A 26217-nucleotide genomic window follows, 5' to 3' on the forward strand; every position below is an offset into this window, starting at 1 on the left:
GCAACGCGGGGTCACATCCCGCCCATCATGGGCCGTAGGTGACCCCGCGTTGTCCCGGACCAGCCGTTTTGCACTGTGTGGCACCTTCTGCGTATCCTTGGTTGGCTAGTTAATAGCAATTGGAGACGTGCCAGAGCGGCCGAATGGGCTTCACTGCTAATGAAGTGTGGGGCACAACTCCACCGGGGGTTCAAATCCCCCCGTCTCCGCGTTTGGCCCCGGTCCCTGACCGGGGCCTTTTGCGTTCCCGGGGCACCCGTCCGGTGGCCGGACGCCGCGCGCCCGACGGCGGATCCGGATGGCAGGATAGGCCCATGTCGAGCAACACGGAATTTGACGCGATCATCGTCGGCGGCGGCCACAACGGCCTTGCCGCGGCGGCGTATCTGGCCAAGGCCGGGCGGGACGTCCTGGTCTTGGAAAAGCTGGAGAACGCTGGCGGCGCCGCAGTCTCAGCGCACGCGTTCGACGGCGTCGACGCCCGCCTTTCGCGCTACTCGTACCTCGTAAGCCTTCTCCCGCAGCAAGTCATCGATGACCTCGGCCTGCGCATCGAACTGGCACGGCGGCGCTATTCCTCCTATAGCCCGGACCCCCGGGACAGCAGCCGGGCCCTGCTGGTGGACAACGAGGACGCGGCCGCCACCGCGGCGTCCTTCGCCGCCGTCGGCGCGCCCGACGGCGAATTCGGCGCCTTCACCGCGTTCTACGCCGCCTGCCGGAAGCTCACGGAAGCCCTCTGGCCCACCATGACCGCGCCGCTGCTGCCGCGGTCCGAAGCGCGGTCCCTCGCCGCCCGGGCCGGGGCGTCCGCGGGCTGGGAGGCCATGATCGAACGTCCCATCGGAGATGCCATCAGCCAGGACCTGCACAGCGACCTGGTCCGCGGCGTGGTCCTCACCGACGCGCTGATCGGCACCTTCGCCCGGGCCGACGACGAGGACCTGCAGCAGAACATCTGTTTCCTGTACCACCTGATCGGCGGCGGGACGGGCGATTGGGACGTGCCGGTCGGCGGCATGGGCGCCGTGTCCGGTGAGCTGGAGCGGGCCGCCCGCCACGCCGGCGCGACCATCTTGACCTCGGCAGACGTCACGGCCGTCCGCCCAGGCGGTGTCGTGGGCTACCGCCACGGCGGGGAGGACCACAGGGCAACCGCGCGGTGGATCCTCTCCAATGTGGCACCGGTGGTCCTGGACCGGCTCCGGGACAGCGGAACCCGCAACGGTACCGACAACCCGAACCATCGCCGCGAGGGCGCACAGGTCAAGGTCAACCTCCTGCTCAAACGGCTGCCGCGGCTGCTGGACGGGTCCGTCAGCCCGGAGGCGGCCTTCGGCGGGACGTTCCACATCAACGAGACGTGGTCCCAGCTCGACGCCGCCTACCTCAGCGCCGCGGGCGGATCCGTGCCCTCGCCGCTGCCGTGTGAAATCTACTGCCACTCGCTGACCGACCCCAGCATCCTGTCTCCGGAACTGCAGGCCGCAGGTGCCCAGACGCTGACGGTCTTCGGGCTGCACGTCCCGGACCGGCTGGTCACGGCGGAGAACAATGAGGACCGGCGGGCCGAACTGCAGTCCGCCGTCCTGGCCTCCCTGAACTCCGTCCTGGCTGAACCCATAGAGGATCTGCTCCTGACGGGTCCGGACGGTCGCCCCTGCATCGAAACCAAGACCACCCTGGATATCGAACGCGCCGTCGGCATGCCCCGAGGCAACATCTTCCACGGCGGGCTCGACTGGCCGTTCGTGGAAGACGGCGACCCGCTGGACACGCCGGCGCGCCGCTGGGGCGTGGCCACGGACGATCCGCAGATCCTGCTCTGCGGCTCCGGCGCCCGCCGCGGCGGTGCCGTCAGCGCGATCGGCGGGCACAACGCCGCCATGGCCGTGCTGGAAGCTGAACAGCCGCTCCGCCATGCGTGACCCCGACGGCGGACCCTTGAGCATGAAAGCCTCCTCCCGCAGCAGTGTTCCGGCCGAGGGCAGCTGGAGCCCGCGGCTGGCCCTTCTGGTGGCCGCAACGTTCTTCATGGAATTCCTCGACGGGACCGTCCTGACCACGGCCATTCCCAGCATCGCCGCCGATTTCTCGGTCGCCCCGGCCGACGTCAACATCACCATGACGGCCTACCTGATGACGGTCGCGATGGGCATTCCGCTCAGCAGCTGGCTCGCGGAGCGGATCGGGGCACGCCGGGTGTTCTGCCTGGCCATCGCAACCTTTACCGCCGCGTCATTGCTCTGCGCGCTGAGCCAGGACCTCACCATGCTGACCCTGAGCCGGGTCCTGCAGGGGGCCGGAGGCGCCATGATGGTCCCCGTGGGAACCCTCGTGGTGCTCCGCGGGACGCCGAAGAAGGACCTGCTGCGGGCGACCGCGTTCCTGGTATGGCCCGGGCTGCTGGCCCCGGTCCTGGCCCCGCTCGTGGGCGGCGCCCTGACAACGTACCTGTCCTGGCATTGGATCTTCCTGGTCAACCTCCCCCTGGGCCTGGCGGCGTTCCTGGCCGCGCTGCGCCTGGTCCCGGCGGTCGGCGGCGACAGCACGCGGCGCCTGGACTGGCTGGGACTGGCATTGACCACCCTTGGGGTGGGCTCCCTGCTGGTGGGTCTGGAACTGACGGGCGGCCGGGACACCGGACTGGCGGCGGCCGCGGGGATTGTGACGGGCCTGCTGTTCCTGACCGCCGCCGTGGCCTGGATGCGGCGGTCCAGCACGCCGCTGTTCAATCTGTCCGTCTTCGGCGCGCGGACGTTCCGCGCGACGGCCACGGGCGGCTTTGTGTACCGCCTGACCATCAGCGCCGTGCCGTTCCTGCTGCCGCTGATGTTCCAGGCCGGCTTCGGCTGGGACCCCCTGCACGCCGGGGCGATGGTGTCCGCCGTGTTCGTGGGCAACATCGGGATCAAGCCGGCGACGACGCCGCTCATCCGCCGGTTCGGCTTCAAGCCCGTCCTGGTGTTCGCGTCCTTGGCTTCGGCGGTCACCTTCGCGCTGTGCGCGCTGCTCGACGCCGGCACGCCGGAGCCGGTGATCGTCGCCGTCCTCGTGGCCAGCGGAGCCTTCCGCTCCATCGGCTTCTCGGCCTACGCGTCCGTCCAGTACGCCGACGTCGTCCCGGCCCAGTTGCCGTCCGCGAACGCCGTCTCCGCCACGCTCGTGCAGCTCGCGACCGCGGCAGGGATCGCCGTCGGGGCGCTCCTGCTGCGGGTTTTCGAGTCAAGCAGCCATGCCCTCGCCAGCCCCGCAGCCGGTGACCCGGCGGCGCCGTACCGGGCGGCGTTCGTGGCCATCGCCGTCCTGATGCTCCTGAGCACGCTGGACAGCCTGGCGCTCCCCCGTCATGCGGGCGCCGCGGTCAGCCGGCCTGGCCCAGCACCAGCGGCAAAACGGCGCCGGCGCCCGCAAGCCTGAGGGCGCGCCCGGAGACTGTCAGGGTCCAGCGGCTGTCCACGAGGTCATCGATGAGCATCACGCTCTGGCCGCGGATTCCGGCCAAGGCTTCCTCCAGCTCGGGCCCCACCACCAGGCGGTCCCAGACGGCGGCGAGCCGGTAGGCACTGTTGCCGCCACGCCCGCCGGTGGGTCCGCCGTGGTGGAGCTGCAGCTGGCCGAGATACGGGATGCGGCCGATCTCGGAGATCCCGCGGGCCAGGGAGTCCACCAGCACGGGCTTGCCGCGGGAGGGAAGGCTGATGATCGCGACAGGGCGGCCGGCACCGCTCCAGCCCGGGGTCCGGGGGTCTCCAGCGCCCCATTCCCGGAGCACCTGGACGCAGGCCTGCAGCATGCCGGGGTCCACGGGCCGGTCCGGCGCACCGGCGGCGAAGGCCTCGCGCAGGGCGCCGCCCCAGCCGAGGTCCGTCAGGCGCGCCAGGACCCGACCGTCCGCGAGGGCCTCGTCCGGCTTGATCTTGCCCTTGACGGGCACCCCCAGGCGGTCCATGCCGGTGGGCCACTGCAGCCGCGGTTCCAGCACGACGCCGGCCCGGCGGAGTGTCTGCCCGGCGGCCTCCGTGGCGGCTTCGGCGATATCGGCCGGGAACCAGCGGCCAGCACAGTTGTCGCAACGGCCGCAGGCGTGGGCTGTTTCGTCGTCCAGCACGGAGGTGATGTATTCCATCCGGCAGCCCGCGGTGTCCTGGTAGATGACCATCGAGTCCTGCTCATCCACCCGGGCCTCGGCGATCCGGCCGTACCGTTCGGCGTCGTAGCTCCAGGGCTGTCCGGTGGAACGCCAGCCGCCGCCGACGCGTTCGACGGCGCCGTCCACGGCCAGCACCTTCAGCAGCAGCTCCAGGGGGGTCCGGCGCAGGTCCACCCGGGCCTCGAGCGCCACCGTGGACACAGCCGTGCCGGCCTCGGCAAGGGCCGTCAGGACGGCTGCAGCTTTGTCCTCGGACGGCATGGACGCGGTGGCGAAGTACTGCCAGATGTCGCGGTCCTCGGACCCGGGCAGGAGCAGGACGTCGGCGTTCGCCGCGCCGCGCCCGGCACGGCCCACCTGCTGGTAGTACGCCACGGGCGAGGACGGCGCGCCAAGGTGCACCACGAAGCCGAGGTCCGGCTTGTCGAAGCCCATGCCGAGGGCGGAGGTGGCCACCAGCGCCTTGACCTGGTTGTCCTTGAGGAGCTGCTCGGCGCGTTCCCGGTCCGCGGGGTCGGTGCGTCCGGTATAGGCAAGCACCTCGTGCCCGGCTTCGGCCAGGAGCCGGGCGGTGTCCTCGGCGGCGGACACCGTGAGCGTGTAGATGATGCCGCTGCCCTGCAGGTCCTGCAGGTGGGTCAGCAGCCAGCCCAGCCGTTCGCGGGAATCCGGCAGGGTCAGGACGCCCAGCCGGAGCGATTCCCGGCCGAGGGCGCCGCGGATGGTCAGGACGTCCTTGCCGAGCTGTTCTTCGATGTCGTGGACCACCCGGGAATTGGCCGTGGCGGTGGTGGCGAGCACCGGGACGGTGTCCGGCAGCTGCGTGATGAGGTCCGCGATGCGCCGGTAGTCGGGGCGGAAGTCGTGGCCCCAGTCCGAGATGCAGTGGGCCTCGTCAATCACCAGCAGCCCGGTCCGGCGGACGAGTTCGGGAAGCTGGTTTTCCCGGAAGGACGGGTTGGTGAGGCGCTCGGGGGAAACGAGCAGGACGTCCACTTCATCGGCGGCAAGCTGCTCGCGCACGGTGTCCCACTCCAGCTGGTTCGCGGAGTTGATGGCGACCGCCCGCACCCCGGCCCGGGCCGCGGCGGCCACCTGGTCGCGCATGAGGGCCAGGAGCGGGGACACGATCAGGGTGGGTCCCGCGCCGCGGCGGCGCAGCAGCAGCGAGGCGACAAAGTACACGGCTGACTTTCCCCAGCCGGTGCGCTGCACCACCAGGGCGCGCCGGCCGCCGTCGACCAGTGCCTCAATGGCCTCGAACTGGCCGTCATGGAACTGCGCCTCCGGGTGCCCCACGAGCTCCCGCAGCACGGCCTGGGCCTGTTCCCGGGTCGGGGAGACAGCGGCACCGGAAACTGCGGTGCCGGAAACTGCGGTGGTGGTGGAATCTGCCGGGCTGGAAAGGACATTCTGGTTACTGGCCATTGATTCAGTATCCCAGCCCCCTCCGACACCGGCGCAGCCAGCACCCCGCTATGTGGACAACCCACGCAGTGGACAACCCACGCAGTGGAGAGCACAGCAGTGGACAGCACAGCAGCGGACAGCACCGGCGCGACCACGTCAGCCCGCAGCGTCAGAGCCGCAACGTAAGATAAGACCCGTGACTACGGACAAGACAAAGACTTTTGACCTCTCGGCCTCGTTCAAGGCTTATGACGTGCGCGGAATCGTGGGCCAATCCATCACCGCGGAAATCGTCGAAGCCGTCGGTGCCGCCTTCGTCGACGTCCTGGAGCTCACGGGGCAGACCGTGCTCGTGGGCGGGGACATGCGCCCCTCCTCCCCCGAGTTCGCCAAGGCCTTTGCCAACGGCGCCGCCACCCGCGGCGCCAACGTCCAGTTGCTGGACCTGATCTCCACCGACGAGCTCTACTACGCGTGCGGCGCCCTCAACGCCGCCGGCGCCACCTTCACCGCCAGCCACAACCCGGCCGAATACAACGGCATCAAGATGGCCAAGGCCGGCGCCGTGCCGATCTCCTCCGAAACCGGGCTCAAGGAAATCCAGGCCCGCGCCGAGGAATACCTCAACGCCGGCACCATCCCGGCCGCCGGGACCCGCGGACTGGTGGGCGTGCATGATGTCCTCAAGGGGTACGCCGAGTACCTGCGCAGCCTCGTGGACCTGCGCGGCTCGCGGCCGCTGAAGGTCGTCGTCGACGCCGGCAACGGCATGGCCGGCCTCACCACGCCGGCCGTGCTGGGCGATGCGCTGCTGCCCAAGCTTCCCCTGGAGATCGTGCCGCTGTACTTCGAGCTCGACGGCTCGTTCCCGAACCACCCGGCCAACCCGTTGGAGCCGGAAAACCTGCGCGATCTGCAGGCCGCCGTCGTCGAGCACGGCGCGGACATCGGCCTGGCGTTCGACGGCGACGCCGACCGCTGCTTCGTGATCGACGAAAACGGCGAGCCCGTCTCGCCGTCGGCCATCACCGGCATGGTGGCCCGCCGCGAAATCGCCCGCGCCCAGGCCCTCGGCGAGGACATGCCGACCGTCATCCACAACCTGCTGACCTCCCGCGCGGTTCCGGAACTCGTCGAACGCCACGGCGGCCGCGCCGTCCGCACCCGCGTGGGGCACTCCTTCATCAAGGCCGTCATGGCCGCGGAAGGAGCCATCTTCGGCGGGGAGCACTCGGCCCACTTCTACTTCCGCGACTTCTGGAATGCGGACACCGGCATGCTGGCGGCCATGCACGTCCTGGCCGCCCTGGGCGAACAGGACGGCCCGCTCTCCGAACTCGGCCGCGAATACGAACCGTACCGGTCCTCCGGCGAGATCAACTCGGAAATCGAGGACAAGGCCGGCGCGGTCGAGCGCGTCCGCGAGGACTTCCTTGACGAAGACGTCGAGGTCGACTACCTCGACGGCAGCACCTTCATTGCCACCGACGGCAGCTACTGGTTCAACCTGCGCCCGTCCAACACCGAGCCGTTCCTGCGCCTCAACGTCGAAGCCACGGACACCGCCACCATGGAGCGGGTCCGCGACCGCGTCCTGGCGCTGGTCCGGGGCTAGCAGTGGCCGCGCATCCCGAAGAAACCCCGGACGCCGGCTCCTGGCGCGAGTCCGTGCCGGAAGCCAGCGCCACGGACCTGGAAAACCTGCTCGGTACCGGCGTCGGGGCCGCGCAGGAGCAGCTGGAGCGTAACGGCGGCTTCCTGCCGTTCGCGCTCGTAGTGCAGAACGACGGCGAAGTCCGGCTGGTTGCCGTGACCCCCGCGGACGCGAGCGACGGATCCGACGCCGACTTCGACGCGGACACCATGATCCAGGACCTCCACGAGCTGCTCCGCCAGCACCGGGACGAGTTCCGGGCCGCCGCGGTGGTCTGTGACATCACGCTGATCGAGGAGGACTCGGACGCCATTCACGTGGCCGCCGAACACCAGGACGGATCGCTGTTCGCCGCGGTCCTGCCCTACGCCCCGAACCCCGGGACCCGCGAGCTCGAATTCGGCCAGCTCTCCGCCGATACCAACGAACCCGCCGTGTGGGTGGACTAGACCGGCCGTAAGCTGGGGATATGAAGATCAACGCCTTCGCTGATGTGAGCCTGCGCGCCATGATGGTGCTCGCGGCCGCTCCCGACGGCGGGCTCCTGACCACCCAGAACATCGCCGACGCCGTCGGCACGCCCTACAACCACGTCAGCAAGGCGATGGCGAAGCTGCGCGAACTGGGCATGATCGACGTCGAACGCGGCCGCAACGGCGGATCCCGGCTCAGCAGCGCCGGCCGCGCCGCGACGGTGGGCCAGCTGCTGCGGGAACTCGACACCCGCCAGGACCCGGCCGACTGCGTCGCCGCGGGCGGCACCTGCCCGCTCATCACCGAATGCCATCTCCGGGCCGCGCTTGCCCGGGCCCGCGAGGCCTTCTATCGCGAACTCGACGGGATCGTCATCGCCTCGCTGCCGACCTCCCGGCAAATGACGCCGGTCTTCCAAATGATCGGGCTGCGTCCCGGACTCTAGTCACGGCCCCTCGTCACGGCCCTGCCCACCCGATTTGCATCACTCTTCTACGCCATGTAGAACTGAGGTGTAAATACTCGCATTTCAAATATTAGTATTCACATCGCGGTCCGGTTGAAGACCCCGGGCCACTAACTCAGGAGTCAGCATGCTCTCGGACAAGTCCTTCCCGGTCATCGAGGCCACCCTGCCGCTGGTCGGTTCCCGCATCGGCGAGATCACCCCCAAGTTCTACGCCCGGCTCTTCGCCGCGCATCCGGAACTGCTGGACGGGCTCTTCAGCCGCTCCAACCAGCGCAACGGCAACCAGCAGCAGGCCCTGGCCGGAAGCATCGCTGCTTTCGCCACCCACCTGGTGAACAACCCCGGCACCCTGCCCGAGACCGTCCTGTCCCGCATCGCGCACCGCCACGCCTCCCTGGGCATCACCGAACCGCAGTACCAGGTGGTCTACGAGCACCTCTTCGCCGCCATCGCCGAGGACCTCGCCGAGGTCATCACCCCGGAAATCGCCGAGGCCTGGACCGAGGTCTACTGGCTCATGGCGGACGCGCTGATCAAGCTTGAGAAAGGCCTCTACGCCGCCCAGGCGAACGGCGAGATGTGGACCCCCTGGAAGGTTGCCGCCAAGACCCCCGCCGGCACCGGCTCCACGACCTTCACCCTGGAACCGGCCGACGACACCCCCATCACCGCGGCCCTCCCCGGCCAGTACGTCAGCGTCAAAGTCACCCTGCCGGACGGGCTCCGTCAGGTCCGCCAGTACTCCCTCTCCGGCGACGCCGGCACCAGCCGCAGCTTCACCACGAAGCTCGACGACGGCGGCGAGGTCTCCCCCGTGCTGCACAACACCGTGGAGGTCGGCGACGTCATCGAAATCTCCAACCCCTACGGCGAAATCACACTCAAGGAGGGCGACGGCCCCGTGGTCCTGGCCTCGGCCGGCATCGGCTGCACCCCCACGGCGTCCATCCTGCGCTCCCTCGCCGAGTCCGGTTCGGACCGCCAGGTCCTGGTCCTGCACGCGGAAAGCACCCTGGACAGCTGGGCGCTGCGCTCCCAGATGACTGACGACGTCGAACGCCTCGACGGCGCCGACCTCCAGCTCTGGCTCGAGCAGCCGGAAGCCGGCGCCAAGACCGGCTTCATGTCCCTGCGCGAAGTGGACCTGCCCGCCAACGCGTCCCTGTACCTGTGCGGCCCGCTGCCGTTCATGAAGAACATCCGCAACGAGGCTATCAACGCCGGCATCCCGGCCACGAAGATCCACTACGAGGTCTTCGGCCCGGACATCTGGCTCGCCAGCTAGACACTCATCGATTGCTCCGTAACTGCCCTTCTGAGGGGTCAAAAGGGCCGCTGCGGAGCAATCGATGAGAGCGCGACGGCGGCCCCGCACCTTTCGCAAGGTGCGGGGCCCGCCGTTCGTTGACCGGTACTTGTTACTGCTGGGCTGCCATGCGAGCCTTCAGGCCTTCCAGCTCGGTACGCAGGGCCTCGGGCAGGGAGTCGCCGAACTTGGCGTACCACTCTTCAATCGAGGCCAGCTCGGTGGCCCACTCCTGCGGGTCGACGCGGACGGCGTCTTCAACGTGGGCGTGGGTCAGGTCCAGACCGGTAAGGTCCAGCGCGTGGCCGGCCGGCACGAACCCGATGGGCGTCTCGACGGCGTCGGCCTTGCCCTCGATGCGCTCGATGGCCCACTTGAGGACACGCGCGTTGTCGCCGAACCCGGGCCACGCGAAGTCACCGTCGGCCGTGCGGCGGAACCAGTTGACCAGGAAGATCTTGGGCAGCCGTGCCGGGTTGGCCTTGGACGAAACGCTGATCCAGTGCTTCAGGTAGTCGCCGGCGTCGTAGCCGATGAACGGCAGCATGGCCATGGGATCCCGGCGGAGCACGCCCACCTGGCCCGCGGCCGCGGCCGTGGTCTCGGAGGACAGGGTGGAGCCCATGAAGATGCCGTTGGTCCAGCTGCGGGCCTCGGTCACCAGGGGAACCGTGGTCTTGCGGCGGCCGCCGAAGAGGATGGCGGAAAGCTCCACGCCGTCGGGGCTGTAGTACTCCTCGGCCAGCATGTCGATCTGGGAGATCGGGGTGCAGAAGCGGGAGTTCGGGTGGGCCGCGGGCTTGTCCGAATCAGGCGTCCAGGAGTTGCCCTGCCAGTCGGTCAGGTGCGCCGGGACCTCGTCGGTCATGCCTTCCCACCACACACCGCCGTCGTCCGTGAGGGCCACGTTGGTAAAGATGCTGTGGCCCTTGGCGATGGCACGCATAGCGTTCGGGTTGGTGCCCCAGCCGGTGCCGGGGGCGACGCCGAACAGGCCCGCCTCCGGGTTGGTGGCGCGCAGTTCGCCTTCCTTGCCGATCCGCATCCAGGTGATGTCGTCGCCGAGGGTCTCGACTTCCCAGCCCTCGATGGTCGGATCCAGCAGGGCGAGGTTGGTCTTGCCGCAGGCGGAGGGGAAGGCGGCGGAGACGTAGTAGTTCTTCTTTTCCGGCGAGGTCAGCTTGAGGATGAGCATGTGCTCGGCCAGCCACCCTTCGTCACGGGCCATTACCGAGGCGATGCGCAGGGCGTAGCACTTCTTGCCGAGCAGGGCGTTGCCACCGTAGCCGGAGCCGAAGGACCAGATGGAGCGCTCCTCCGGGAAGTGCACGATCCACTTGTCCGGGTTGCAGGGCCATGCGACGTCGGCCTGCCCCGGGGCCAGCGGTGCGCCCAGGGAGTGCAGGGCGGGGACGAAGAACGCGTTCGTGGCGGTGATCTTGTCCAGGACCTCGGCGCCGATGGTCGCCATGATGCGCATGGAGGCGACAACGTAGGCGCTGTCCGTGATCTCCACGCCGAACTTGGGGTCCTCTGCGTCCAGGTGGCCCATCACGAACGGGATGACGTACATGGTGCGGCCGCGCATGGAGCCGGCGAACAGGCCGCGCAGCTTCTCCTTCATCTCCGCCGGTGCCATCCAGTTGTTGGTGAACCCTGCATCGCGCTTGTTCTCGGAGCAGATGAAGGTCTGCTCTTCGACGCGTGCCACGTCGGCCGGGTCGGAGAAGGCCGCGAAGGACTTGGGGAACAGGTTCTCGTTCAGCCGGGTCAGGGTGCCCGCGGCAACGAGCTCATCGGTCAGCCGGGTGTTTTCCTCTTCCGAGCCGTCAACCCAGTAGATCCGGTCCGGCTGAGTCAGTTCAGCCACCTCTTCAACCCATGCCAGCAGACCGGCATGTGTGGTGGGTGCCTTTTCAAGCAACGGCAGTCGCGCCAGATCTCCCATTACGGTTCCCTTCCTCGGGTTCAGTGGTGTGTCCTAAATGCTAGGGCTCGCCACGGTGCCGATTTTGGGCTCGGACATGGGATGACCAGGGCTGCGCGAATCAAAACCCGCGGAAATCCAAGGAATTTACCGGTGAACAGTAGCACTTTTTGTGACTAAGGTCACGTAGACCGGTCTAGTTGCCCAAATTACACCCGTTTCGATTTGTAACTGGGCCCGGGCTCGCGTAAAGTAATTCGAGGTTCGGGGAGCGAGAAGTTCTCCAAGAGCCGAGAATGCGCCCATAGCTCAGCTGGATAGAGCGTCTGTCTACGGAACAGAAGGTCAGGGGTTCGAATCCCTTTGGGCGCACAGAAGAAGAAGAAGAAGAAGATCCGCCCCGGTTCGCCGGGGCGGATCTTCTATTTTAAGCCTCGGCCCGCAGTCCGCTAACCGTCGATTGCTCCGTAACTGCCCTTCTGACGGGTCAAAAGGGCAGTTACGGAGCAATCGATGCGGGTCGTCGCCGGTTGACGGCGAATCAGGCGGCCAGGCCGTCAGGCGATCAGGCCGTTGTCTGGGCGATGATGCTGCGGATTCCATCGAAATGGCTGTTGAGCCGCTCGGCAGCGAGGACTTTGTCCGCCGAGGCAACAGCCTCGTAGATCTCCCTGTGCAGCGCGGCGGTTTCGTGGAGGTCCACCGCATACAGGCTGCCGACCTCAAGGTGGATCCGGCGGTAGACCTTCCAGAAAACATCCATGAGACTGATCAGGAGCTCGTTGTTCAGCGGCTCGAACAGCCGGCGGTGGAACTCCGCGTCGGCTTCGATGAAGGGCTCCCCGGCAGCGGCCGAGGCTTCCATGCGCTCCACCGATTCCTCCACCGCGGCCAGCTGTTCGGGCGTGATCTTGTCCATCGCGGCACCGACCAGGCCGGATTCGAGCGCCTGCCGGACATCGACGAGCTGCATCGCTTCTTCGCCGTGGTGGCGCAGCGACAACCGCGCACGGAAAGTGAGGCCGTCGGTCAGTGCCTCGAAATTGCTCGGGGCCACGAACATGCCGAAGCCGTGCCGGATCTCAATGACTCCCACCGCCTGGAGCGCCTTCAGCGATTCCCGCAGCGTATTGCGGCCGACGCCGAGAGCGGCGGTGAGCTCGCTCTCCGTGGGCAGCGGGTCCCCGGCGACAAGATCGCGTTCGAGGATCAGCTCCAGGATGTCCGCCTGAAGCGCCCGGAGCCGGGCCTGCGCACTGAACCTCGCCATCGGTATGGTCTTGCCTGCTGTGATATTTCCTGCGGCCATGGCCGCCTCCTCCCCCAAGTATGGTCCCAACAGTATCGATGGTCCCCGGTCCTGCAAAGGGCTTTTCCCGGCACATTACGCCGGGCCCCGGCCTCGACGGTGCACGAAGCGCCTGCCCCAGCACCCGCCCCGAGCGCGTCACGGCCCCGGCGTAGGCTGGTGCCATGACGTTACGGCTCGAGCGGGAATTCGATGTCATTGTGATCGGCGCGGGCGCGGTCGGGGAAAATGTCGCGGACCGCGCGGTCCGCGGCGGCCTGACGGCGGTCCTGATCGAGGCTGAACTGGTGGGCGGCGAGTGTTCCTACTGGGCGTGCATGCCGTCGAAGGCGCTTCTGCGGCCGGGCACCGCGCTGCACGGCGCGCAGACCGTCCCCGGCGCCCTGGAGGCCGTCACCCGAACCCTGGACGTGGCCGCCGTCCTTAAGCGCCGGGACTACTTCACCTCGAACTGGCAGGACGACGGCCAGGTCAAATGGGTGGAAGACACCGGGATAGATCTGATCCGCGGCCACGGCTGGATCACCGCCCCGCGGCAGGTGGAGGTGGCCGGGCTGGACGGCAACAGCTACGCGCTCACGGCCCGGCACGCTGTGGTGGTTGCGACGGGATCCACCCCCAACCAGCCCCCGGTCGAGGGACTCCAAGACATCGAATACTGGACCACGAGGGAGGCGACGTCCGCCCGCGAAGTTCCCGAGCGGCTCGCCGTGCTCGGCGGCGGGGTGGCCGGCGTCGAACTGGCCCAGGCCTACGCCCGTCTTGGCGCGGCCGTGACGCTCGTTGCCCGCGGCGCCCTCCTGGGCGCCTTCCCGGAGCCGGCCGCCGAACTGGTCGCTGCCGGACTGCGCGCCGACGGCGTCGACCTCCGCCTCCATACGGGTACACGCAGCGTCAGTGAGAACGACGACGGTTCCCTCACGCTCGTGCTCGACGGCGGGTCCGGGGGCGGTACCGGCGCCAGCGCAGGGGCAGCCGCGGGCGCGAGCCTCACGGCCGACAAACTGCTGGTCACCACCGGCCGGCACCCTGCCCTCGAGGGGATCGGCCTGGACAGCGTCGGGATTTCCGCGCCGGAGGGCGGCCCGCTGCGGCTCACCACCGATTCCACCGGCCTAGTCCACCGCGCCGCGGAAAACGAGGTGTCCGGCAGCCCGTGGCTGTACGCGGCAGGCGACGCCGCCGGACGGGCCATGCTGACGCATCAGGGCAAGTACGGCGCCCGGGCCACCGGCGACGCCATTGCCGCCCGTGCCAAGGGTGAGCTCACCGGCGAGCCGGCACCGTGGACCGGCTTTGCCCAGACGGCCTATGACCACGCGGTGCCCAACGTGGTGTTCACCGACCCGGAACTGGCGAACGTCGGCCGGACCAAGGCGCAGGCCGAGAAGGACGGCTTCCGGGCCTCCACCGTGGAGCTTCCCATCCAGGTTTCCGGTTCCTCCTTGCACGCCGAAAACTACGAAGGGTGGGCGCAGCTGGTCATCGATGAGGACCGCAAGGTGCTGCTGGGCGCCACGTTCGCCGGCCCGGATGTTGCAGAACTCCTGCACGCGGCCACCATCGCGATCGTGGGGGAAGTGCCGCTGGACCGGCTGTGGCATGCCGTGCCCTCCTATCCGACGATCAGCGAGGTCTGGCTCCGCCTGCTGGAGGCCTACGGCCTCTGAACCTGCCGGCGCGTCTCGTTCATCACATCACCGGCATCTTATTTGAACTGACCGGTCAGTTTAGTTAGCCTTGGAGCAGACACCGTTTCTGCGAAAGGCAAGCTTTGCTCTGCGTACAACAACTCTCCGTGACCGGCCGGCGGGATGACCTGCTGCCGCCGACCTCGCTGGAGGCCGCGCGCGGTGAACTCCTGCTCGTCGAAGGCCCCCGCCAGGACCAGAGGACGGCCCTCGCCCTGGCCCTGACCGGACGCATGAGGCCCTCCTCGGGGAACATCGGCTGGGACGGCAGCGGCCGGATCAAGGCGCTCCGGCAGGCCAGCAACGTGGTCGACTCCCCCGGCGTCAACGAGCCCGAGCAGCACCTGAGCGTCCGCGACCTCGTCACAGAGGATCTGTCCCTGATCCCGCGCCGCCACCGCGGCGCCCTGCGCAGCACCCCGTGGCTGAAGCTCAACAACTTCGAGGACATCGCAGGGCTCTGGGCCGAGCAACTGCCGGCCGGCCGGCGGGTCGAACTGCTCACGGCGCTCGCCCTCGCCAATCCGGACACGAGCTTGCTCGTGATGGACTCCCCCGACCGGCACAGCGGCGACGCCTCCGACTGGCTGCCGCGGCTGATGGAACTGGCGCACGACGCCGGGCGGCCGCTCGCCGTCGTCGCTACCGTCACCCGCATTCCGGACGGCTGGACCGGGCCCGCCGCCGTGATCGGCAACGCAGTCCCCGAGCCCGACGACACCCGCCCCGCTGAAACCTTCCTACCCGAAACCGAGGACGCAAAGTGACTGTGCTGCGGCTGGCCCGCTCCGAGCTCAAACGAATGACCGGCGGTCTGCTGCCCAAGCTGACCATCCTGGCCCTGGCCCTGGTCCCGCTGCTCTACGGCGCCGTGTACCTTTACGCGAACTGGGATCCGTACGGCAAGCTGAACCAGATCGATGCGGCCCTGGTGGTCGAGGACTCCGGCGCCGCGTCCGCCGACGGCACCCGGCTCGAGGCCGGCCGGAAGGTGGCCGAAAGCCTTGTGGACGGCCACGTCTTCAACTGGAAGACGGTCGCCAGCACAGCGGAAGCCGACCAGGGCGTCAGCAACGGCACCTACGGGTTCGCCCTGAAGATCCCGAAGGACTTTTCCGCGAACCTGGCCTCGCCCGGCAGCTTCGACGCCGCCAACCAGGCCATGCTCAACGTCACCACCAACGACGCCAACAACTACCTCCTGAGCACCATCGTGGACAAACTCACCACGGCCGTGCACACGACGGTCGCCAAGGAGGTGGGCGAGGAGACCGCCAACCAGCTCCTCACCGGGTTCGGCACCATCCACACGCAGATGCTCAAGGCCTCCGACGGCGCAGGCCAGCTGGCCGACGGCGTCGCCCGCCTCCATGACGGCACGGTGAGCCTGCACCAAGGCACCGGCGAGCTCAAGAGCGGCGCCACCGAGCTCTACAACGGCGAAGTCAAACTCCGGGACGGCGCCACGTCCCTGAGTACCGGGGCCGGCCAGCTCAGCGGCGGCCTCACCCAGCTCAAGGACAAGACGGCCGCCCTGCCCGCCAACGCACAGCAACTGGCCGACGGCGCCGCCCAGGTGGCCGCCGGCAACGCCGCACTCAATACCGCGATGCAGTCCATCCCCGGACAGCTCGCCGCCGCCAACCAGGCCGCGCAACAAGCCGCCGCGCAGGGCCAGCGGAGCCGGGTGGTGGCATCGACCGGCCACCTGGTCGCCGCCGGAGTCCTCACCCAGGAGCAGGCCGATGCGGTCGTGGCCGACGTCGACGCCACCCCCGCGCCGGCCGCGCCCTCGCCGGCTGCTGCCGCTTCCGCCGCGAAACTGCAGACGGCCGCCACCCAGGTCCAGAAACTCGCCGACGGTTCCGCCGCCGTCAGCGCCGGTGCCTCGCAGCTGGCCGGTGCGGCGCCCGCCCTCAGCGACGCCGTCGCCAAGGCCTCCGCCGGGGCGGACCAGCTCGCCAGCGGTTCCGCCACCCTCGCCGCCGGCCAGCAGAATGCCATGGACGGCGCCGGCAAGCTCGTGCAGGGAGCCCAGAAACTCGACGACGGCGCCGCCCAGCTGGAGACCGGCGCGGCCACTGCTTCCGACGGCGCGGGAACCCTCGCCGGGGAACTCGCCCAGGGCGCCGGCAAGGTACCCAACCCGGACGACGCACAGAAGGACAGCCTCTCCAAGGTCATGGCCGACCCCGTCGCGGTCAGCAATGTCTCTCAGGCCAAGGCCGGGTCCTACGGCGCCGGGCTGGCGCCGTTCTTCCTTACGCTGGCCCTGTGGATCGGCGTCTTCATGCTGGTCCAGGCCATGCGCCCGGTCACCCAGCGCGCGCTGGCCTCCAACGCGCCCGCCTGGAAAATCGCTGCGGGCGGCTGGCTTCCATTCCTGGCGGTGTCCGCCGTCCAAGCAAGCCTGCTGACCCTCGTGGTGGACGTGGGGCTCGGACTGGACCCCGCCCATCCGGTACTGATGTGGTTCCTCATGCTGGCGGCCGCGATGGCGTTTAGCGCCATCATCCAGGGCGTCGTGGCGCTGCTGGGCTCGCCCGGCAAGCTCGTGGTGCTCATCCTGCTGGTGCTGCAGCTGGTGTCCTCCGGCGGCACGTTCCCTTGGCAGACCACGCCGGAGCCCTTACACGTCGTGCACCAGATCCTGCCCATGGGCTACGTGGTCAGCGGCATGCGGCACCTGATTTACGGGGCCGACCTCGCGATCATCCTGCCCACCATGCTCGGTCTGGTTGGCTACACTTTGCTGGGACTGGCCATGTCAACCGCGGCCGTCCGCAAGAACAAGTACTGGACCCTCAAGACGCTGAAACCGGAGATCGCCGTATGACCAACAGCCCACGCGGCGGCAGCACGGCGGGCCCCGGGGATCCGGAGAAGAAGCTCCGTCCCGGCCGCACCAACGCCACAAAGCAGAAGCTGTTCGAAGCGTCCATGGAACTGATCGGCGAACGGGGTGCGGCGGGCGTGACCGTCGACGAGATCGCAACGGCCGCCGGGGTGTCCAAGGGCACGGTGTATTACAACTTCGGCAGCAAATCGGACCTTATTGCCCAGCTGCTGCGCCACGGTGTGGACATCCTCATGGCGCGGCTCCTGAGCGTCCGGGACGACTCCGCCGATCCCCTCGCCGCCATGGAGGAGATGATCGGCCAGGCCATGGACTTCATGGCCGAGTACCCGTCCTTCGCCCGGCTCTGGGTCAGCGAGAACTGGCGGACCCCCAGCGAATGGCAGGACACCTTCGCCGAGCTCCGCGGACGCCTGCTCGCGGTGATCGGCTCTGCCATCGACGGAGTCGCCGCCGTCTATCCCGTGGACCCCGGAGTGTCCCGGGGAAGCCTCGAAACGGCCATCTTCGGCGCCTGTTTCGTTGTGGGACTGGACCGCCACGCCTACAACCCGGAGCGGACCCGCGAGCAGAGTGTGGCCGCAATTATGGCCTCCATGCGCGGCTACGTCGTGAAGCAGCCGCCCGCTCAGGCATGATTATTCACATGCGTCACATGGGTATCAGCGGGAAGATCGCCATCGGAGCGTTCCTCGCCGCCGGGGCCCTCCTGGTCCTGACCGGGATCACCCTGAACGAGACCGTGTTCGTGTGGTTCCTCGGTGCGTCGGCGGCGGCCTATGTGGCCTGCGTGGCCGAGGTCGTGATCCGGCGCCGGCACAAGACCCTCGTGGCGAGCGGGGCCGGCAGCATCCTCTTCATCGCGTTCGGAATCGCTTTCCTGCGCCAGTGGGGCCTCGCCTTCAACCCGGACCCCAATGCCCTGTCCACACGCGTCGATTCCGCGCACCCGGATTTGTATTTCTATCTGGCCGGCGCCGCCGGAGCCGTCACCTTGCTGCTGTTGTTCGCCGGCACCGCGCTGCCCGGCAGGAGCCGCGGCCGGCGCGCCCCCGGCCAGGCCCCACGGCGCCGTCCGGCGCCGGTTTCACGGGGCGCGGGGGCCAGGACCGCAAGCCCGCGGCCGGCGGCGTCGCGCACGACGGCGCGGGGAACCACCGCACGTCCGGCGGCTGCGCGGCCGGCCGCCAAGTCTGCGGCAAAGGCACCCGCGAGGGTCCCCTCCGTCAAATCACCGGCGGCAAAATCACCGGTCCGGTCACCCGCAGCAAAAACACCCGCCAAGCCACCCAGTGCGAAAGCGCCCGCCCGGAATTCCGCCCGCCGATAATCACGCCGCCGCGGCCAGCGCAGGATTCCGGCCTTGGAATTCCGGGCGCGGGAATTTGGGTTCCTGATTCCGGGCTCAGAGGTTTCGCGGCCTGTCGTCCGGCGGGTTGGTATCCGTGGTGTGGGTTTGGGCCGTGTCGGCTTGCGTCACGTCGTCCGGGTTGCGCTCTTCACCGGAAACGCGCGCGCCGGGAACCGGCTCGCCGGCCCCTGGTTCACCGGAGACCGGCCCACCGGTGGCCGGCTCGGACCGCAGACTCCGCCGGGTGGGGGTCTCGGCTGCCGCATCGTCGTGCTCGGACGTGACGACGTCGGGGTCCAGTTCGTCGGCCTTGCGCAGTTGCTCCTGCGCGCCGGAGCGGACTTTTTCGGCTTCTTCCTGGCGGCTGCGGGCTTCCTGCCGCAGGCGTTCGGCCTCAAGCTCGGCCTGCTGCGCGTCCGCCTCGGCCCGCGTCGCCTTGGCCTCGCGTTCCCGCGCCGTGAGCTCGTCGGCTTTGGCCTGTTCACGCATTTCAGCAGCGCGATTCCGGTCCGCGGCGACCTTGCGCCTGCGGCTGACCATGACTGCGACCGCGACAATCGCCAGCACCACAACGATGCCGATGATAATTCCTATGAGCTGCCCTGAATCCACGTTGATCCACCTTTTCTCTGAGGTTGCCTTACCTGCCCCAAAACCATTGGAAAAACCACATCAGCAAACAGGAACAGTAAACCGCAGAATGCAGCCGGTAGCTATGGAATCCGGAATCATCGCCCGGGCAGCCGGGCGGTTATTTTGCGCGCGGAACCTTGAAATGGGTGAGCCGGGCGTCCTGCCCGTCCAGTTCGGCCCACGACTTCTCCGTTTCCAGCACGGTCAGCCCGCTGGTCGGATATCGGGTGGCCGCGTCCATGTACGCATCGTGATCGGAATCCCGGGACGCCAGGTGCATGGCAAGGTCCTGGACACCGGGCATGTGCGAAATCACCATGAGCGTGTTCACGGTATCCGGAACGTGGTTGATCACCGCCAGCATGCGCGAGGCGGACGCGGCGTACAGGCCGTCCTCAAGCTTCGGCGTCGGCGCTTTGTCACCGAGCGCGTGGCACACCCAGGTGCAGGTCTGGCGGGTCCGGAGCGCGCTGGAGCAGAGGATGAAGTCGGGGACCACGTCGTGTTTGAGCAGCCACTTTCCGGCGACGGGAGCATCCCTGTGGCCGCGCTCTTCGAGCGGCCGTTCGTGATCGGCCACCCCGCCGGGCCAGTCGGACTTGGCGTGCCTCATGATCACCAGCCGTTTGATGTGATGCGCGCTCATGCCCCAATCCTAATGCGGCAGGCGCCGAGGGATCGTGCCGCGAAAGCGAAAGCGCCCGTCCCCGTAGTAGGAGAAACGGACGCTTTGCGTGAAGCCAAGGCTAGATCGAGTATTCCGGAGCGGCCCAGACGACGACCTCGGGGTGCTCGTAGAAGCGGTAGCCCTGGCCGCGGACGGTGCGGACTGTGTTGGCCAGGCGTCCGAGCTTGGAACGCAGGCGGCGGATGTGGACGTCGATGGTCCGCTCGTTGGGGACCTCTTCGGCGTTCCGCCACAGGCCTTCGAGGAGCTCGTCGCGGCCTACGGTGCGGGTGCCGTTCTCCACAAGGTAGTTCAGGAGCTCGAATTCCTTGAACGTCAGGTTCAGGGATTCGCCGTCGAGGTGCACCTCACGGCGGGCCAGATCGATCAGCACACCGGACGGCCGCGGATCCTGCGGCTGCTGCAGGCGGGCGGTCTCGGTACGCTGGCGGGCAGCGGCGGTGGGGTCGCCGAACGTCGAACGGACGACGTCGAGGGCGGAACCCGGGGCGCTGGCCGGCGCGACGGCGACGGCGGCGTAGCTTTCGGCGCCGGCAACAAGGGACTGGGCGTAGGCCCGGATCTCCTGGGCAAGCTTGGCGATCGAGGTGCCGGCGGCGGCCGCAGTTTCCTCGTCGATCCCCATGTACAGCACGAAGCCGCGGGCGACGTTGTCACTGGGAGCAGGACGGACCGCGCTGCCGGCACCCGGAGCGATCACGGGAGTGGGCGCAGTGGCCGGGGCGGGCGGAACGGCGCGGAGCTGACCGTAGGAGTCAGGGTTGTAGCCCTGGGCTGCATATCCGGGGGCCGGGAAGGTGCCGGCCGAACCGGCGGGTGCGAATGCGGAGCGGCCACCAAAGCCCTGGCGGATCCCGGAGGTCTGGCCGGCCTTGCTGGCGTTACGGACGGAGATGTGGACGTATCCGGATGCAACTGACATGGAATGCTTACCTCAATGTGAATGGCCGTCATCGCGGCTCGAATGCTACTTTCCCCGCAATGAAAACTGGGGAGGGGCGCCCGACTCTGGGCTGGGGGGCGAATGCCTAGAAACTCTTGGGGTGTAAAAGTTAGGCGTGCATTCGACAACAGCGCATCTCGGTACCAGCGGGTGTGCTGACCCAGGAAGCTGCAGCTGCAGGTGCTGTTGAGTTTCTTGTTCACAATTGAAGTGTGCAACGTAACAATGCGAACGTGCAAGTAACAATGGACCGCAGGTTCCACATAGTGAGACGAATTCCGCAAGTGTAGTGCAAATCACAATTTGGTCGGCGTAATAAAATAACAGGTGTTTTTTTGACTCGGCGGTCGGCAAGCGCTTCACTCCGAATTATGTTCGATGAGAGTCGCTGAACTGCGGAAATCGTTCACAGCAGGTCGAATCGGCAAAACCCGGCGTCCCCGCCGTCGCAGTCCACAGAGTGGGCGTGCTGCCGGGCCCGCCGGACCCGGCAACACTGGGCGCCCCAGCGGGGTCAGTTGGACTGACCGGTGGAGGTCGCCGCCACCACCATGACGGACGTTGCAGTGTAGCCGGAGCCATCTTTGGCCGCTACGATCCGCACCGTCCCGCCGGCGACGATGTCCGTCACGCTCAGCTGCGTGCCCGAGCCGCCACCAGCCTGCTGGCGCCGCTGTTGCAGATTGCTCACCACCACGTCACTGCCCAGTGCATAGCTGCGGGTGAAGCCGTCGCTGCTCTTGACCGTGACGGAGGACGAACTGACCGCGCTCACCGTCCCCATCTGCTCGGCCATGGTGACGTAGTCGCTTCCCTGCAGCACGACGTAATCGGCATGCACGGCTGAGTTCAGCCCGCCCATTCCACCGGCCGCGAAGTTGCCGGGACCACCCTGCCCGGACATTCCGCCGCCCGCGGTTCCGCCCTGCGCGGATCCCGGCATGCCCGGGGCGAAACCCTGGGCGCCGGGGCCCTGGGCACCGCCTACCCCGCCCGCCGTGCCAGCGGATGCCGCAGAACTTGAGGTAAGGGCGTAGACGCCCGCCCCGGCGCCGACCGCCAGGACTGCTGCCGCCCCGGCGACGGCGAGGCCCCGCTTGAGCGTCCAGGGCTTGGCCGCTGAGGCGTTTTTGGATCCGGTTCCGGGGGCACCCCACCCGGCAGCTGGAGAGGCCGGCAGTTCCTGACCGGGCATGCCCCAGACCGGGGCCGAGGCCGGAGCTGTCGAATCAGCGGAGGGCGCGCCCCGGCCGGGGGGAGCGCCGTCGCCGCGCTGACCGGCCTGGCTCTGCGAGGCGTCGTACGGCGGGGCGTCATGCTGCCAGGCCGCTTGAGGCCCGACTCCCTGAGGCGTCGTAACGGGCGCGGGTGCCGTGGGTTCAGGGACTGGGCCGGAACCGGCTCCGGGATGCTGACCGCTCATGGTGCTTCTCCTTCAGGATGCGGATCGATATTTACTCCAGAGTGCTGAGCGATCCTGTGCCTGCGCTGTGCGGGCCGACAGCCGCGCCTGTGACCCTCCGGCGGACCAGACGGCCGGGCTGCTACCCACAGTTCTTCCGAAGCAGCCCGGACGGGGCCCGGAAAGGCGTTCAGCTCGCTAGGCTGGGATTCACAGGTGCCGCACAGGGTCCCCAAAGCCCCGCCTAACCGGCAGATCGGAGAGTTGTCCCATGGCCACTTCGCACTCCATGACCAACAACCTTCCCCAGCTCACGCATCCGGACGGCTCCCCCATCCGCGCGCTGGTGGTGGACGATGAGCCCAGCCTCTCCGAGCTCATGAGCATGGGCCTGCGGATGGCCGGCTGGTCCGTGGCCGTGGCGGCCGACGGGCCCAGCGCGGTCCGGCTTGCCAAGGAGTTCCGCCCCGACGTGCTGGTGCTGGATGTGATGCTTCCCGGGTTCGACGGCGTCGAGCTGCTCAGCCGGATCCGCGCGTTCGCGCCGGAGGTTCCAGCATTGTTCCTCACCGCCAAGGACGCCGTCCAGGACCGCATCACCGGCCTGGCGGCCGGCGGCGATGACTACGTCACGAAGCCGTTCAGCATGGAAGAGGTCCTGCTGCGCCTGCATCGGCTGGTCCAGCGCTCCGGGGTGGCCGCCATGGACACCGCCGAACTCGTGGTGGGTGACCTTGTGCTCAATGTCGATACCCGTGAAGTCACCCGGGCCGGCGAGGAGCTGCATCTGACCGCCACGCAGTTCGAACTGCTGCGGTACCTCATGGAGAACCCCAAGCGGGTGATCAGCAAGGCCCAGATCCTGGACCGGGTCTGGGACTACGACTTCGGCGGCCAGGCGAACATCGTGGAACTCTACATCTCGTACCTCCGCAAGAAGGTGGACGCCAACCACGCGCCCATGATCCACACGGTGCGCGGCGCCGGCTACGTCCTGAAGCCGGCGGACTGATACGTGCCCACCCTTTCCGGCGTCACCCGCGTCCCCGGGCGTGACTGGCGCAACCCGTCCACGTGGCATTTGCGCACCCGGCTGGTCCTCGTTGCCATGGGGCTGCTCGTGGCCATCTGCGGCGCTGTGGGATTGTTCAGCTACGCCTCCATGGACCTCTTCCTGACCCGGCAGCTCGATGACCAGCTCGGCGAAGCATCGCACCGCTCCAGCGAGTTCGGCCGGCCCGTGCCCGGCAGCTCCGGCGGCCGCCCCGACCCCCTCGAGGCCCGGGGGCAGGGCGTCGGAACGCTCAACGCCCGCTTGGCGGACGGCGAGGTCAGCAGCGCCGGATTCCTGGCCGGGGACGCCACCCGCAAGAGCCTCTCCCCCGACGACAACGCCGTCCTCCTCACCCTGGCCCCGAACGGTGTGCCGGTGGACCGGACGCTCTCGGCCGGCGCGTACCGGCTCATGGCCGTGCGTGCACCGTATGGCGACGTGATTGTCACCGGGCTCCCGCTGGCGGAAAAGCAGGACACCCTGGCCTCGCTGGTGTGGACCATGGTGGTCGTGTCCGCAGGCGGGCTGGTGCTGATCGGCCTCGCCGGCACGGCGGTCATCCGGCGGACCATGAAGCCGCTGGAGCAGCTTTCCGAGGTGGCCACCAAGGTCTCCCGCCTGCCGCTCGACGCCGGCGAGGTGGCGCTCGGGGTGCGTGTCCCGGCGTCGGCCGCCCACCCCGGCACCGAAGTGGGCAGCGTGGGCTACGCGCTGAACCAGATGCTGGACAACGTCTCCAACGCCCTTGAGGCGCGGCAGGAGAGCGAAATGAAGGTGCGGCAGTTCGTCGCCGATGCCTCGCACGAACTCCGCACTCCGCTCACGGCCATCCGCGGTTACACGGAGCTGATGCGGATGACCGAGCACTTCACGCCCGACGGCGAGAAATCCCTGGCCCGCGTCCAAAGCCAGTCCGAGCGGATGACCACCCTGGTGGAGGACCTGCTGCTGCTGGCGCGCCTGGACGAGGGGCAGCCGCTCAAGGTCGCCGACGTCGACCTCACCCAACTGGCCGTCGAGACCGTGAGCGATGAGAAGGTCATGGCCCCGGACCGGATCTGGCAGCTGGAACTGCCGGATGAGCCGGTGGTGGTGCGCGGCGATGCGGCCCAACTCCACCAGGTCCTCGCCAATCTCCTGTCCAATGCGCGCAAGCACACGGCACCGGGGACCAAGGTGGTCACGGGCGTCATGCGTTCGGCGGACGGCAGCGCCGTGGTCACTGTGACGGACAACGGCAGCGGCATCGCCCCCGAATTCGTCGGCCGAGTCTTCGCCCGCTTCGCGCGGGCTGACGCGTCGCGCACCAATCCGGCAGCCAGCTCCGCAGGCAGCCCTGCGGCAGCGACGGCGGGGGCCCGGTCCGGGTCCGCTGCCCGCGGCGCTTCCGGCTCTTCTACCGGTCCTCTTTCCGGCTCTGCTTCCGGCAGGTCCGGGGGTGCAACCGGCAGCAATGGCAGCGGATATGCCACCGCGGGCGCACCGACGTCCGAGGGCACCAGCGGGCTGGGCTTGTCCATTGTCCAGTCGATCGTGGAGGCCCACGGGGGGACCGTCGAGGTCACGTCCCGACCAGGCCGGACGGAGTTCGCTGCACGGCTCCCGGCCGTACCGCCGTCGGCGTAACCGGCACCGGGGCTACAGGGTCGGCTACCGGCACCCGCGCGGGGAATCCCGCGCAACGCGACACGCCGCCCCTGTGACCGCCGTTACCCAAATGTGACTTAAGCCCAGGAGTCCTGTACCGTTTTTCGAGTGCGGCCTCCATTTGTGCCGCATATCCGGATGGACGCCAAACTCTGCCGCTTCCCGGATTCCGCTGGACCAGGCAGAGGCGGGGGACCCAGAGTTCCCGGGCATTCTGCACACATGCGCCCTTGGGGTGAAGCCGACACGTGATATTCCGTGCGGCCGGATGACCTCATCCGAACCCGACAGCTAACTCCGCAGGCGTTGAGAGGCCATCATGACTGAATTCCAGGTACAAACGCGCCCTGACGGCGTTTCACATTCCCGCGCCGGCAAGTCGCGCCACCGTGCCGCACCGGCCCCGCAGGCGTCCGCCCTGTCGCGACTGGCCACCGGGCTCGGCATCACCGGACGCCGCGCCGCCGTCGTCACCGCCGCCTGCGCAGTACTCGTGGCAGGCGGCGCCGCCGCCAGCCAGGCCGCAGAGCCCGGCAGCTACGGGGCGACTGTTGCGAGCTCCCAAACGGCCACCACGGCCGATCCCCTGGCCAAGCTGAACTTTGAACGGGTCCAGGTCGCCGCGCCGGCAGCTGCAGCACCCAGCGGCGCGGTACCTCAGATCTCGGAGGTCAAGCCCGCCGAAGCACCGGCACCCGCCCCCGCTGCCGCTGCTGCCCCGGCCGCGCCGGCCCCGGCGGCAGCACCGGCGCCCGCTCCCGCAGCAGCCCCCGTTCCCGCAGCGGCTCCCGCGCCGGCGCCGGCGCCGGTCGCCATCGACGACCCCGCCGGGGCACAGGCCTACGCCGCGGCCCAGCTGGGCAGCTATGGCTGGGCACCCGGCCAGATGCAGTGCCTGCAGAAGCTCTGGACCAAGGAATCGGACTGGAAGACCACCGCCACGAACGCCAGCAGCGGCGCCTACGGCGTGGTCCAGTCCCTGCCCGCCTCGAAGATGGCGAGCGCCGGCGCGGACTACATGACCAACTACCGGACCCAGATCAACTGGGGCCTGAACTACGTCAAAACGCGGTACGGCTCCCCCTGCGGCGCCCTGAACTTCCACCTGTCCCACAACTGGTACTAACCCGGCACCAGCCAGCAGCGCCCATGAGGCCCCGGATCCATCGTGATCCGGGGCCTTCGCGTATTTCGGAGAACAAGGTTTTCTCAAGGTCGGGGCGGGAGGCTTGGGCACCGCTGCCTCCAT

At 68.6% G+C, this 26217-nt stretch carries 21 protein-coding genes, 2 tRNA genes and 1 riboswitch; of the genes, 16 read left to right on the top strand and 7 right to left on the bottom strand.

Going from position 1 to position 26217, the window contains the following annotated elements; all coding sequences use genetic code 11:
- Positions 1-121: 121 nt before the first annotated feature.
- From ACVWZ7_RS07890 to ACVWZ7_RS07900, 3 genes are all read left to right on the top strand, one after another.
- A tRNA-Ser gene (locus ACVWZ7_RS07890) sits at positions 122-209 on the top strand.
- Positions 210-314: 105 nt separating this feature from the next.
- The gene (locus ACVWZ7_RS07895; RefSeq protein WP_456507503.1) at positions 315-1928 is read left to right on the top strand and encodes a phytoene desaturase family protein; all 1614 of its coding nucleotides are present in this window, start codon (positions 315-317) and stop codon (positions 1926-1928) included.
- Positions 1929-1950: 22 nt separating this feature from the next.
- Positions 1951-3420: an MFS transporter gene (locus ACVWZ7_RS07900; protein ID WP_456507504.1), complete on the top strand. Its 1470-nt coding sequence runs from the start codon at positions 1951-1953 to the stop codon at positions 3418-3420.
- On the opposite strand, the gene ACVWZ7_RS07905 is transcribed toward ACVWZ7_RS07900, so the two are convergent.
- Positions 3365-5581 carry a RecQ family ATP-dependent DNA helicase gene (locus tag ACVWZ7_RS07905; protein WP_456507505.1) on the bottom strand — a complete coding sequence of 739 codons (2217 nt, stop codon included), beginning with the start codon at positions 5579-5581 and terminating at the stop codon, positions 3365-3367. The two genes, ACVWZ7_RS07900 and ACVWZ7_RS07905, sit on opposite strands and share 56 nt — an antisense overlap.
- A 178-nt stretch (positions 5582-5759) precedes the next feature.
- On the opposite strand from ACVWZ7_RS07905, the gene ACVWZ7_RS07910 reads away from it, so the two are divergent.
- The 4 genes from ACVWZ7_RS07910 (at position 5760) to ACVWZ7_RS07925 (ending at position 9445) form a co-directional block, all read left to right on the top strand.
- Positions 5760-7178: a phosphomannomutase/phosphoglucomutase gene (locus ACVWZ7_RS07910; RefSeq protein WP_344363004.1), complete on the top strand. Its 1419-nt coding sequence runs from the start codon at positions 5760-5762 to the stop codon at positions 7176-7178.
- A gap of 2 nt (positions 7179-7180) precedes the next feature.
- Complete coding sequence (locus tag ACVWZ7_RS07915; protein WP_456507506.1) at positions 7181-7666, top strand: hypothetical protein; 486 nt, start codon at positions 7181-7183, stop codon at positions 7664-7666.
- A gap of 20 nt (positions 7667-7686) precedes the next feature.
- On the top strand, positions 7687-8136 hold the full coding sequence (locus tag ACVWZ7_RS07920; RefSeq protein WP_344363000.1) for an RrF2 family transcriptional regulator: 450 nt from the start codon (positions 7687-7689) through the stop codon (positions 8134-8136).
- A gap of 148 nt (positions 8137-8284) precedes the next feature.
- Positions 8285-9445: a globin domain-containing protein gene (locus ACVWZ7_RS07925; RefSeq protein ID WP_456507507.1), complete on the top strand. Its 1161-nt coding sequence runs from the start codon at positions 8285-8287 to the stop codon at positions 9443-9445.
- Between the two features lie 133 nt (positions 9446-9578).
- Here ACVWZ7_RS07925 and ACVWZ7_RS07930 read toward each other — a convergent pair whose 3' ends face one another.
- Positions 9579-11414 carry a phosphoenolpyruvate carboxykinase (GTP) gene (locus ACVWZ7_RS07930; protein ID WP_456507508.1) on the bottom strand — a complete coding sequence of 612 codons (1836 nt, stop codon included), beginning with the start codon at positions 11412-11414 and terminating at the stop codon, positions 9579-9581.
- 277 nt (positions 11415-11691) lie between these two features.
- Between ACVWZ7_RS07930 and ACVWZ7_RS07935 the strand changes: the two genes are divergently transcribed.
- Positions 11692-11765: transfer RNA gene (locus ACVWZ7_RS07935), tRNA-Arg, on the top strand.
- Between the two features lie 193 nt (positions 11766-11958).
- Here the strand turns inward: ACVWZ7_RS07935 and ACVWZ7_RS07940 are convergent.
- Positions 11959-12702 carry a FadR/GntR family transcriptional regulator gene (locus tag ACVWZ7_RS07940; protein WP_344362994.1) on the bottom strand — a complete coding sequence of 248 codons (744 nt, stop codon included), beginning with the start codon at positions 12700-12702 and terminating at the stop codon, positions 11959-11961.
- Positions 12703-12866: 164 nt separating this feature from the next.
- On the opposite strand from ACVWZ7_RS07940, the gene ACVWZ7_RS07945 reads away from it, so the two are divergent.
- The 5 genes from ACVWZ7_RS07945 (at position 12867) to ACVWZ7_RS07965 (ending at position 18580) form a co-directional block, all read left to right on the top strand.
- Positions 12867-14372 carry a dihydrolipoyl dehydrogenase family protein gene (locus ACVWZ7_RS07945; protein ID WP_456507509.1) on the top strand — a complete coding sequence of 502 codons (1506 nt, stop codon included), beginning with the start codon at positions 12867-12869 and terminating at the stop codon, positions 14370-14372.
- Positions 14373-14476: 104 nt separating this feature from the next.
- Positions 14477-15160, top strand: coding sequence for an ABC transporter ATP-binding protein (locus ACVWZ7_RS07950; protein WP_456507510.1), 684 nt, complete (start codon positions 14477-14479; stop codon positions 15158-15160).
- A complete protein-coding gene (locus ACVWZ7_RS07955) occupies positions 15157-17229 on the top strand; it encodes a YhgE/Pip family protein (RefSeq protein ID WP_456507511.1) in 2073 nt (690 codons plus the stop codon). Before ACVWZ7_RS07950 ends, ACVWZ7_RS07955 begins: the two co-directional genes overlap by 4 nt.
- On the top strand, positions 17226-17888 hold the full coding sequence (locus ACVWZ7_RS07960) for a TetR/AcrR family transcriptional regulator (protein ID WP_456507512.1): 663 nt from the start codon (positions 17226-17228) through the stop codon (positions 17886-17888). Before ACVWZ7_RS07955 ends, ACVWZ7_RS07960 begins: the two co-directional genes overlap by 4 nt.
- 8 nt (positions 17889-17896) lie before the next feature.
- Positions 17897-18580: a hypothetical protein gene (locus ACVWZ7_RS07965; protein ID WP_456507513.1), complete on the top strand. Its 684-nt coding sequence runs from the start codon at positions 17897-17899 to the stop codon at positions 18578-18580.
- Between the two features lie 75 nt (positions 18581-18655).
- On the opposite strand, the gene ACVWZ7_RS07970 is transcribed toward ACVWZ7_RS07965, so the two are convergent.
- The 4 genes from ACVWZ7_RS07970 to ACVWZ7_RS07985 form a co-directional block, all read right to left on the bottom strand.
- Positions 18656-19213 (bottom strand): hypothetical protein, encoded by a 558-nt coding sequence (locus ACVWZ7_RS07970; protein WP_456507514.1) that lies wholly within the window; start codon positions 19211-19213, stop codon positions 18656-18658.
- 139 nt (positions 19214-19352) lie between these two features.
- A complete protein-coding gene (locus tag ACVWZ7_RS07975) occupies positions 19353-19880 on the bottom strand; it encodes a SixA phosphatase family protein (protein ID WP_091255894.1) in 528 nt (175 codons plus the stop codon).
- A gap of 100 nt (positions 19881-19980) precedes the next feature.
- Positions 19981-20844, bottom strand: a complete 864-nt coding sequence (locus ACVWZ7_RS07980; RefSeq protein WP_091255892.1) for a winged helix-turn-helix domain-containing protein — start codon at positions 20842-20844, stop codon at positions 19981-19983.
- 535 nt (positions 20845-21379) lie between these two features.
- Positions 21380-22288, bottom strand: a complete 909-nt coding sequence (locus ACVWZ7_RS07985) for a hypothetical protein (protein WP_456507515.1) — start codon at positions 22286-22288, stop codon at positions 21380-21382.
- A 250-nt stretch (positions 22289-22538) separates the two neighbouring features.
- On the opposite strand from ACVWZ7_RS07985, the gene ACVWZ7_RS07990 reads away from it, so the two are divergent.
- The 3 genes from ACVWZ7_RS07990 (at position 22539) to ACVWZ7_RS08000 (ending at position 26094) form a co-directional block, all read left to right on the top strand.
- A complete protein-coding gene (locus tag ACVWZ7_RS07990) occupies positions 22539-23279 on the top strand; it encodes a response regulator transcription factor (protein WP_116768375.1) in 741 nt (246 codons plus the stop codon).
- Between the two features lie 3 nt (positions 23280-23282).
- Entirely contained in the window at positions 23283-24947 is a 1665-nt protein-coding gene (locus tag ACVWZ7_RS07995; protein ID WP_456507516.1) for a HAMP domain-containing sensor histidine kinase, read from the top strand.
- 181 nt (positions 24948-25128) lie between these two features.
- Positions 25129-25288: riboswitch (cyclic di-AMP (ydaO/yuaA leader) on the top strand.
- On the top strand, positions 25288-26094 hold the full coding sequence (locus ACVWZ7_RS08000) for an aggregation-promoting factor C-terminal-like domain-containing protein (protein ID WP_456507517.1): 807 nt from the start codon (positions 25288-25290) through the stop codon (positions 26092-26094). It overlaps the preceding riboswitch by 1 nt.
- Positions 26095-26217 lie beyond the last annotated feature (123 nt).

This window comes from Arthrobacter sp. TE12232 (assembly GCF_054062615.1).